The following is a 9,260-nucleotide window of genomic DNA, read 5'->3' as shown; positions in this document are numbered from 1 at the left end:
TACCTGCCTCACCAGCACCGGCTGATCATCCCGCACTCCTGGCCCGAACCATCAACCGACAGTCCGAAAGGTAGGGCTGGCGTGACGGTTACCGACGACTATGTGGCCAACAACGCGCGGTACGCGGGCGGCTTCGAGGGACCGCTGCCGATGCCGCCGAGCAAGCACGTCGCGGTTGTCGCGTGCATGGACGCCCGGCTCGACGTCTACCGCATCCTCGGCCTCAACGAGGGGGAGGCGCACGTCATCCGCAACGCCGGCGGGGTGATCACCGACGACGTGATCCGCTCGCTGGCCATCAGCCAACGCCTGCTCGGGACGCGCGAGATCATCCTGATCCACCACACCGACTGCGGGATGCTCACCTTCACCGACGACGACTTCAAGCGCGCGATCCAGGACGAGACCGGGGTCAAACCGCCGTGGGCGGCCGAGGCGTTTCCGGACGTCGCCGAGGACGTCCGGCAGTCGCTGCGCCGGATCGACAACAGCCCGTTCGTGACCAAGCAGGTGTCGTTGCGGGGCTTCGTCTTCGACGTCGCCACCGGCAGGCTCGAGGAAGTAACGCTCTAGCTCGGCCCGCCGAAGCTAGCCCACCTTGTACGTGGCGAGGGCCTTGGCCAGCAGCCGGCCCTCCGGGTCGACGATCTCTGCCTCGCAGTTGGTCAGCGACCGCCCGCGCCGCAGCACCCGGCCCACGCCGATCACGTCGGTGGCCCGGGCGGGCGCCATGAAGTCCAGCGTCATCGACACGGTCACGCCGCGCAGCTCCGGCGGCGCTTCGGCGCCGCACCACGCCGCGGCCATCACGGTCAGGTCGGCCAGCGTGGCGATCGCGCCGCCGTGGACCATGTCGCCGACGGTGACGTTGGACGGGTCCCACGGCAGCCGCAGCCGGACCTCGTCGTCGGTGAGCTGATCGGCCACGATTCCCAGCTTCGCCACGAACGGCGACTGGGGGAGGAACTGCGCGATGACGTCGCGGCCGCTCTGAGTTCCAGTAGTCATGCGTCCATGCTTTCGCATCGGGCCGGCGCGGCAAAGGGTAACTACCGGCCGTGGCGTAAAGCGTCCGCTGTTCGTCCTGACACAGGATTGACAGCGACTCTCCCGGCTGGTTCCATAAGTGGTTATAACCATAAATATGGTCAATCCGATCAAATTTATCCATAATTCGGGTCCGACGAGGGAGCGATGACCAGCGCTGTGAAGGCCGGCCCCGCAGCCGGACAGTACGAGTTGAGCCATCTGCGCTCGCTGGAGGCCGAGGCCATCCACATCATCCGGGAGGTGGCCGCGGAGTTCGAGCGGCCGGTGCTGCTGTTCTCCGGCGGCAAGGACTCCATTGTCATGCTGCACCTGGCCTTGAAGGCGTTCCGGCCCGGGCGGCTGCCGTTTCCGGTCATGCACGTCGACACCGGCCACAACTTCGACGAGGTGCTCGCCACCCGCGACGAACTGGTCGCCGAGGCCGGGGTGCGCCTGGTCGTCGCGTCGGTGCAAGACGACATCGACGCCGGCCGGGTCGTCGAGACGATCCCGTCACGCAACCCGATCCAGACCGTGACGCTGCTGCGCGCCATCCGGGAGAACAAGTTCGACGCCGCCTTCGGCGGGGCGCGCCGCGACGAGGAGAAGGCGCGGGCCAAGGAGCGGGTGTTCAGCTTCCGCGACGAGTTCGGCCAGTGGGACCCCAAGGCGCAGCGGCCCGAGCTGTGGAACCTCTACAACGGCCGGCATCACAAGGGCGAGCACATCCGCGTCTTCCCGCTGTCGAACTGGACCGAGTTCGACATCTGGTCCTACATCGGCGCGGAGAAGATCAAGCTGCCGTCGATCTATTTCGCCCACCGCCGCAAGGTGTTTCGCCGCGACGGCATGCTGCTCGCCGTGCACCGGCACATGCAGCCGCGCGCCGACGAGCCGGTGTTCGAGGCGGCGGTGCGCTTCCGCACCGTCGGCGACGTCACCTGCACCGGATGCGTGGAATCCGAGGCCGCCACGGTGTCGGAGGTGATCGCCGAGACCGCGGTGGCGCGGCTGACCGAGCGCGGCGCGACCAGGGCCGACGACCGGATCTCGGAGGCCGGGATGGAAGACCGCAAGCGACAGGGGTACTTCTGATGGCCGCCCCGACGACGTTGTTGCGGCTCGCCACAGCGGGTTCCGTCGACGACGGCAAGTCCACCCTGATCGGGCGCTTGCTCTACGACTCCAAGGCGGTGATGGAAGACCAGTGGGCGTCGGTCGAGCGCACCTCCAAGGAGCGCGGCCACGACTACACCGACCTGGCGCTGGTCACCGACGGCCTGCGCGCCGAGCGCGAGCAGGGCATCACCATCGACGTCGCCTACCGCTACTTCGCCACGCCCAAGCGGAAATTCATCATCGCCGACACCCCCGGCCACATCCAGTACACCCGCAACATGGTGACGGGTGCGTCGACCGCGCAGCTGGTGATCGTGCTCGTCGACGCCCGGCACGGGCTGCTCGAGCAGTCGCGCCGGCACGCGTTTCTGGCCTCGCTGCTGGGCATCCAGCACATCGTGCTCGCGGTCAACAAGATGGACCTGATCGATTGGGACAGAGGCAAATTCGAGGCGATTCGCGACGAGTTTCACTCCTTCGCCGCGCGGTTGGACGTGCAGGACGTCGCCACCATTCCGCTGTCGGCGCTGCACGGCGACAACGTGGTGACCAAGTCCGAGAAGGCCCCGTGGTACGAGGGGCCGGCGCTGCTGTCGCACCTCGAGGAGGTCTACATCGCCGGCGACCGCAACCTGGTCGACGTGCGGTTCCCGGTCCAATACGTCATCCGCCCGCAGACCCTCGAGCACCAGGACCACCGCAGCTACGCCGGCACCGTGGCCAGCGGGGTGATGCGCCCGGGTGACGAGGTGGTGGTGCTGCCGGTCGGCAAGACCACCCGCATCACCGCCATCGACGGCCCCAATGGCCCAGTGGACGAGGCGTTTCCGCCGATGGCCGTGTCGGTCAGCCTGGACGACGACATCGACATCTCCCGCGGCGACATGATCGCCCGCACCAACAACCAGCCCAGGGTCACGCAGAATTTCGACGCCACCGTGTGCTGGATGGCCGACAACTCGGCGCTCGAGCCGGGCCGCGACTACGTCATCAAACACACCACCCGGACCACGCGCGCGCGGGTCACCGGGCTGGACTACCGGCTCGACGTCAACACGCTGCACCGTGACAAGACCGTAACGGCGTTGAAGCTGAACGAACTTGGCCGCATCTCGCTGCGCACCGTGGTGCCCCTGCTGCTCGACGAGTACACCCGCAACGCCAGCACGGGATCGTTCATCCTGATCGATCCCGACACCAACGGCACCGTGGCCGCGGGCATGGTGTTGCGTGACGTCTCCGCGCAATCCGCGAGCCCGAATACCGTGCGGCACAAGTCGCTCGTCACCGCGGCCGACAGGGCCGCCCGGGGCAGGACGGTGTGGCTCACCGGCTTGTCGGGGGCCGGTAAGTCGTCGGTGGCCATGCTGGTCGAGCAGAAGCTGCTCGAAAAGGGCGTTCCCGCTTACGTTCTCGACGGCGACAACCTGCGTCACGGCCTGAACGCCGACCTCGGCTTTTCCATGGCCGACCGCGCGGAGAATTTGCGCCGGCTGGCGCACGTCGCCACGCTGCTGGCCGACTCCGGCCAAACCGTGCTGGTGCCGGCGATCAGCCCGCTGGCCGAACATCGCGAGATGGCGCGCAAGGTGCACACCGACGCCGGGTTCGACTTCATCGAGGTGTTCTGCGACACCCCACTTGCCGATTGCGAAAAGCGTGATCCCAAGGGGCTGTACGCCAAAGCCCGCGCCGGTGAGATCACGCACTTCACCGGCATCGACAGCCCGTATCAACGGCCGAAGAATCCGGATTTGCGGCTCACCCCGGAGCGCACGCTGGAGGAGCAGGCGCAGAGCATCATCGAGCTGCTGGAGTGGCGGCAGTAGCGCGCCCGTTCGAGTCGCCGCGCCGGGTGGCACAATCCACAGCGTGCGGATGTCAGCCAAGGCGGAGTACGCGGTGCGGGCGATGGTCCAGCTCGCCACCGTGGACAGCGGCACGCTGGTCAAGACCGAAGACCTGGCCCAGGCGCAGGGCATCCCGCCGCAATTCCTCGTCGACATCCTGACCAACCTGCGCACCGACCGCCTGGTGCGCAGCCATCGCGGTCGCGAGGGCGGCTACGAACTGGCCCGTCCGGGAAACGAGATCAGCATCGCCGACGTGCTGCGCTGCATCGACGGACCGCTGGCAAGCGTCCGCGACATCGGGCTGGGTGACCTCCCGTATTCCGGGCCGACCGCGCCCCTGGCCGACGTGTGGCGGGCGTTGCGCGCCAGCATGCGTTCGGTGCTGGAGGAGACGACGCTGGCCGACGTCGCGAGCGGTACGCTGCCCAAGCACGTCGCGCGGCTGGCCGACGATTACCGCGAGCAGGAAAGCGAGCGGCACGGCGCGCGGCGGCGCGCGGACTAGCGATCCAAGTTAAGCCGTTGCACGGCAACCGAATTGGTCGCTACGGCAAAACTGTGCTGGACAGGGCCGGGGCGGGTGGCGCGGCGGCGAGACCGTCCCGGATGCCGCGGGTTATCGCCTGCGTTCTGGCCGGGCTGCCGGCTGGAGCTGCGCCGGGGCAGGTGCAGCTGAGGGTGCCGAAGGGGCTTGGGCTGCCGGTACCGTGGGGGTCGGCGCTGGCCGTCGCCCCGACCAGCACTGAAAGGCCCAACGAGGCGGCGGTGCCGATCAGCAGCGTGAGGGCCCGGCGGCGCTTACGGGTCGTCGACGCGGGAGACGGCGGGTCCGCATCCGGCGATTCGAGGGCTGACTGTCCCGAGTTTGCGTTCGACATTCCGGCTTCTTTCAGCGTTCCGTTGCCTGTGCCCAAGTAATATTCCACTTGTATCTGAGTATTGCCTGTGATGCACCCGGCGCCCGGGTACGGTGTGCACACAATTTGGATACGAGCTACCTCCGAGGAGGCGTCGTGGCGGCGAAGGCGCCGACGGCCAAGGATCGCGCGCTGGAGTACGTGAAGAACCAGGTCCTGAGCGGGGCGTTTGCCGGTGGTGAGCTGATCAGCGAGGGCGACGTCGCCGCGGCCCTGGGCATGTCGCGGACGCCGGTGCGGGAGGCCTTTCTGCGGCTCGAGGCCGAGGGGCTGCTGCGGCTGTACCCGCAGCGCGGGGCCTTCGTGGTCCCGGTATCGGCCGACGAGGTCCGTGCCGTCATGGAGGCCCGGCTGGTCCTCGAGCAGTTCGCGATCGGCAAGGTGGTGCGCCGCGGGCCCGCCGTCTGCGCGGCGGTGTTCGACCGGCTCTCCCGCGAGCTGCAGCGGCAGCGCGACGCCGCCGCCGTGTCGGACTGGAAGGAGTTCGTGGCCGCCGACCGCGCGTTTCACCGCATCACGGTCGACGAGTCGGGCAATGCGATCCTGGCGAATTTCTACTCGTCGCTGCGCGACCGCCAGATGCGGATGACCGGCGAGTCGATGCTCCGCGAGCCGGCCCGCGTCACGACGATCATGGACGAGCATCTTGCGATCGCCGAGGCGCTGCGGGACTGCGATCTGGACAGGGCCCTCGAAAGCGTGCGGACCCACCTGGCGGGCACCGTCCGCGCGCTGGGGCTTGCCGAGCCGATTTAGGCCGGCCCGCTCAGCTGTGAGGGCCATAGGGTCGGGTCAGGATCTCCATGGCGTGCCCGGAGGGGTCGAGGAAGTACACGCCGCGCCCGCCGTGGTTGTGGTTGATCTCGCCGGGGCGTTGCTGGCGGGGGTCCGCCCAGTGCTGCAGGCCGCGTGAGGTGATCTTGGCGTAGATCGCGTCGAAGTCCTCGTCGGAAACCTGAAATGCGTAGTGCTGGCGGCGGATTTCCTCGCCTTCGGGCGCGTCGGCGTAGTCGAGGTCGACGCCGTGCTCGAGCGTCACGGCCATGAAGGGGCCGACCGGTCTCGGGCCGGGCAGGCCGAACAGTTCGGTGAGGAATTCCGCGGACTCGCGCTTGTCGCGGGCGGCGACGATCGTGTGGTTGAAACAGATGGTCATAGCTCTTTCCAGTCAACCACTCCGGGCACGCCGCGACAACGAGCGACGCTCACTTCGGGGCGGTGAGCTCCAGGGCGATGTTGTCGGGGTCGCGGAACTCCAGGATGTAGGACGGCCCAATGTCTTTGACCGGCTCGTGCCGCACCCCCACTTCGTCGAGATGGGTTGCCGCCGCGTCCAATTCGGCCTTGTTGCCGAGCCGGAACGCGATGTGGTCCAGACCGACGCGGTCCTCGTCGAAGCGGTCCTTGGCGACCGGCCGCAAACCGAGCAGCGTGCCGCCGAGGTCGTAGACGACCCCGCCGAACAGGAAGCCGAACTGGCTGCGGGTGGCTTCGTCGGCGTTCTCGGGGACTTCCAGCAACACCGGCCAACCGAACACGGTCTCGTAGAAGTGCCGCGATCGCTCGATGTCGGTCACGGTCAACCGCACGTGCGCGATGGAGGTGCTGGTGAAACCCACCTCGCCCATGCTGCCACTCCAGCCAGCGGATGTTGACTCCCGTGCCACAATCGCCGCTGTGCGGATAGCGATGACCATGCCGGTAATGGAGCCGGACCTGGACGCGACGGTGCTGGAGAACTGGGCCCGCGCCGTCGACGAGGGTCCGTTCTCTTCGCTGTGTTGGGGCGAGCGCATCGCTTTCGACAACCCGGACAACCTGACGTTGCTCGGCGCGCTGGCCGCCTGGACCCGGCGGGTGCGGCTGGTGACGACGGTGATCGTGCCGCAGCTACACGACCCGGTGATGTTGGCGAAAGCGCTGGCCACCGGCGACATGCTGTGTGGTGGCCGGCTGACCGTCGGCGTCGGCGTCGGCGGTCGGCACGAGGACTACCGCGCGGTGGGCGCCGACCCGGCGACGCAGACGATCCGCGGCATGGCCGAACGCGTGGCGGTGATGAAGCGGGTGTGGGCCGGCGAGAAGATCACGGAGTCGACGGTGCCTGTCGGGCCGCCGCCGGTGCAGCCCGGAGGTCCGCCGCTGCTCGTCGGCAGCATCGGTCCCAAGACGGTGCGCAGCGCCGCCGCCTGGGCCGACGGGCTGGCCGGCACCACGCTGGACCTCGACGTCGCCAAGCAGAACGAGCTGTTCGACGTGGCGCGCGAGGCGTGGGCGCGGGCCGGCAAGCCGAAACCGCACCTGGTGACGTCGTTCTGGTTCGCGTTCGGGCCGCCGGAGCGGGCCCGCGCCCAGGTGCATCGTCATCTGCGGCGCTACATGAACTGGATACCGGCCGAATACGTCGACGCCATGGCGCCGATGACCGGGTGGGCCGGCAGCGAGGACGAGCTGCTTGCGGTGCTGCGCAAGTTCGAGGGGATCGGCGCCGACGAGGTGCAGCTGATCCCGACCAGCTCGGACCTCGCCCAGCTGCGCCGCGCGGCCGACGTGGCGAAAGAAATTTAGGCCGACGCACGCTCCTCGTCGGCCGGTTCCTGGGGAGGCTGCCCCTTGCGCAGGGTCGCCATCAGCTCGCGGTAGGGGCCGACGAGGTAGACGGTGTCGCCGCCCCGTAGCCACGCGTCGCGGCGCGGGTGCAACGCGACGGGGGCGTCCTGGCGGGTGATCGCGATGACGCGGGTTTGGGTGGACAGTTCGAACATCTTCAACCCGTCGAGTTCGCTGCCCGGTGCCACGTGCATCCCGCCGACCATGAAGGAGCGCTGCCCCACCGAGAACGTCCCCAGCACCTGCAGGCCCATCGCGGCGCCGATGAACCACGGCGCGGCCAATTCGACTGTGGATCGCACGTTTTCGAATCCGAACCGCTGCGCCACGGCGGCGCCCAGCACACGGTCGTACACGCGCAGCACCAGGGGGACATTCGGCCGATTCGCTTCGGGCGTCACCCGCGGCCCCAGCATCTCGCGCAGCACGATGCCGGTCTCGATGTTCACCATGTCGTCCTGCGTCAGCACGGCCACCGCCCGGGCCCGGGCCACGCCGGCCGATTCCAGCGTCTTGCGCAGCGTCGCGTCGCCGAAGATCACCGGCACGTCGAGGTCGGCCGCCGAGGACAAAAACCGGTTGTTCTCGTCGCGTTCGATGACCGCGACGTCGTATCCGGCGGCGACCAGGTCGGCGACGACGCGGCTGCCGAACGAACCCAGACCGACGACGATGATGTGGTTGCGCAGGCGGTGCACCCGCCGCCGGCCGGCCGAGTGCGCGAAGCGCTGCGACAAGAGCAGGTCGGCGATGAACGCAACCAGAAGAGCGGTGGTGATCACGCCGGCGAACATCAGCGCGACACCGAACAGCCGCAGCCAGGTCGGCTGGTGGGAGAAGCTGAAGTCGCCGTAGCCCACCGTGGTGATCGTCTCGGCGCTGAAATACAGCGCGTCGAGCCACGCCATTCTCGGGTGCGGCTGGTAGCCCTGGTAGCTGAAGCGCAGGATGACCGTCGAGCCGATCAGCAGGCACGCCGCGGCCAGCAACGCCCGCGGGAACATCGGGTTGACGTCGTCGCGCAGCCCGCGCACCACATCGAGCGCGCGGCGCATCCGCGTGCGGCGCGACCGCAGGCTGGCCGGGCGGGGGACCTCGATCCCACGGGCGGCGAGCTCGCCGGTGGTGCCGATCATGGCGGTCCAGTCACCGGCGTGCACCGTCAGGTCGCGGCCCGGGCAGGTCTCCACGGCGCCCGGCGTCGCGCAGTTCTCGCCGTGAATCACCGCCACCGGCGCCAGATCACCGAAGATCTCGCGCAGGGTCGCGTCGCGCGGTGCCTCGACGCCCGAGACGACGAATTCGATGCCCGCGGCCTCGAACGGGTGCGCGGTGTAGGCCAGGCACGCCTCGACGACCGACGGCGCCGCCAGGTCCGCGACGTCCAGGATCGCGCCGGGACGCCGGTCGGCCGTCATCGCCGTCCGCAGCACATCGTTGGCCAGCCGGGCCACCACCCGCACCTCGGGGTTGGCTTTCCTTGCCAGCAGCGCGATTTCGAGGTTGGTCGCGTCGTCGTCGCCGACGCAGATCACCGCCTGGGCGTGGGCGACCCCGGCGGTGGCGAGCTCGGCGGCGGTGGCGAGCTTGACGATGTGCACGCCGGCGTTGTTGAGCTCCTCGACGATCGTCCTCGCCAGCGCGTCGTCACCGCTGACGATGATGTGGCCGCGCATCATCCACGCTTCGAGTCGTCCGGCATGTGGCCCACCTCCGGTGACGTTTGGCGTTC

Annotated in this window: 9 protein-coding genes and 1 pseudogene; 6 read left to right on the top strand and 4 right to left on the bottom strand. The window is 68.7% G+C overall.

Annotated elements, in window-relative coordinates; genetic code table 11:
• The first annotated feature begins 81 nt into the window (after positions 1-81).
• A complete protein-coding gene (locus tag AWC19_RS27665; RefSeq protein ID WP_085081255.1) occupies positions 82-573 on the top strand; it encodes a beta-class carbonic anhydrase in 492 nt (163 codons plus the stop codon).
• A gap of 15 nt (positions 574-588) precedes the next feature.
• Here AWC19_RS27665 and AWC19_RS27660 read toward each other — a convergent pair whose 3' ends face one another.
• Positions 589-1,008, bottom strand: coding sequence for a PaaI family thioesterase (locus AWC19_RS27660; RefSeq protein ID WP_085081254.1), 420 nt, complete (start codon positions 1,006-1,008; stop codon positions 589-591).
• Positions 1,009-1,126: 118 nt separating this feature from the next.
• On the opposite strand from AWC19_RS27660, the pseudogene cysD reads away from it, so the two are divergent.
• From cysD to AWC19_RS27635, 4 genes and pseudogenes are all read left to right on the top strand, one after another.
• A pseudogene (gene cysD / locus AWC19_RS27655) lies at positions 1,127-2,124 on the top strand (sulfate adenylyltransferase subunit CysD).
• A complete protein-coding gene (cysC, locus tag AWC19_RS27650) occupies positions 2,124-3,977 on the top strand; it encodes an adenylyl-sulfate kinase (RefSeq protein WP_085081252.1) in 1,854 nt (617 codons plus the stop codon). Before cysD ends, cysC begins: the two are co-directional and overlap by 1 nt.
• 43 nt (positions 3,978-4,020) lie before the next feature.
• On the top strand, positions 4,021-4,506 hold the full coding sequence (locus tag AWC19_RS27645) for an Rrf2 family transcriptional regulator (protein WP_085081251.1): 486 nt from the start codon (positions 4,021-4,023) through the stop codon (positions 4,504-4,506).
• Between the two features lie 508 nt (positions 4,507-5,014).
• Positions 5,015-5,674 (top strand): GntR family transcriptional regulator, encoded by a 660-nt coding sequence (locus AWC19_RS27635; protein WP_085081250.1) that lies wholly within the window; start codon positions 5,015-5,017, stop codon positions 5,672-5,674.
• A 10-nt stretch (positions 5,675-5,684) separates the two neighbouring features.
• Here AWC19_RS27635 and AWC19_RS27630 read toward each other — a convergent pair whose 3' ends face one another.
• Positions 5,685-6,074: a VOC family protein gene (locus tag AWC19_RS27630; RefSeq protein ID WP_085081249.1), complete on the bottom strand. Its 390-nt coding sequence runs from the start codon at positions 6,072-6,074 to the stop codon at positions 5,685-5,687.
• A 49-nt stretch (positions 6,075-6,123) separates the two neighbouring features.
• On the bottom strand, positions 6,124-6,537 hold the full coding sequence (locus tag AWC19_RS27625; RefSeq protein WP_085081260.1) for a VOC family protein: 414 nt from the start codon (positions 6,535-6,537) through the stop codon (positions 6,124-6,126).
• Between the two features lie 70 nt (positions 6,538-6,607).
• Here AWC19_RS27625 and AWC19_RS27620 point away from each other — a divergent pair, with 70 nt between their 5' ends.
• A complete protein-coding gene (locus AWC19_RS27620; RefSeq protein ID WP_085081248.1) occupies positions 6,608-7,486 on the top strand; it encodes an LLM class flavin-dependent oxidoreductase in 879 nt (292 codons plus the stop codon).
• Here AWC19_RS27620 and AWC19_RS27615 read toward each other — a convergent pair.
• Complete coding sequence (locus AWC19_RS27615; protein ID WP_085081259.1) at positions 7,483-9,204, bottom strand: NAD-binding protein; 1,722 nt, start codon at positions 9,202-9,204, stop codon at positions 7,483-7,485. The two genes, AWC19_RS27620 and AWC19_RS27615, sit on opposite strands and share 4 nt — an antisense overlap.
• Between the last annotated feature and the right edge of the window lie 56 nt (positions 9,205-9,260).

Source organism: Mycobacterium palustre (assembly GCF_002101785.1).
GTDB classification, from domain to species: Bacteria; Actinomycetota; Actinomycetes; order Mycobacteriales; family Mycobacteriaceae; genus Mycobacterium; species Mycobacterium palustre.
This window is presented reverse-complemented; position numbering and strand designations above follow the sequence as displayed.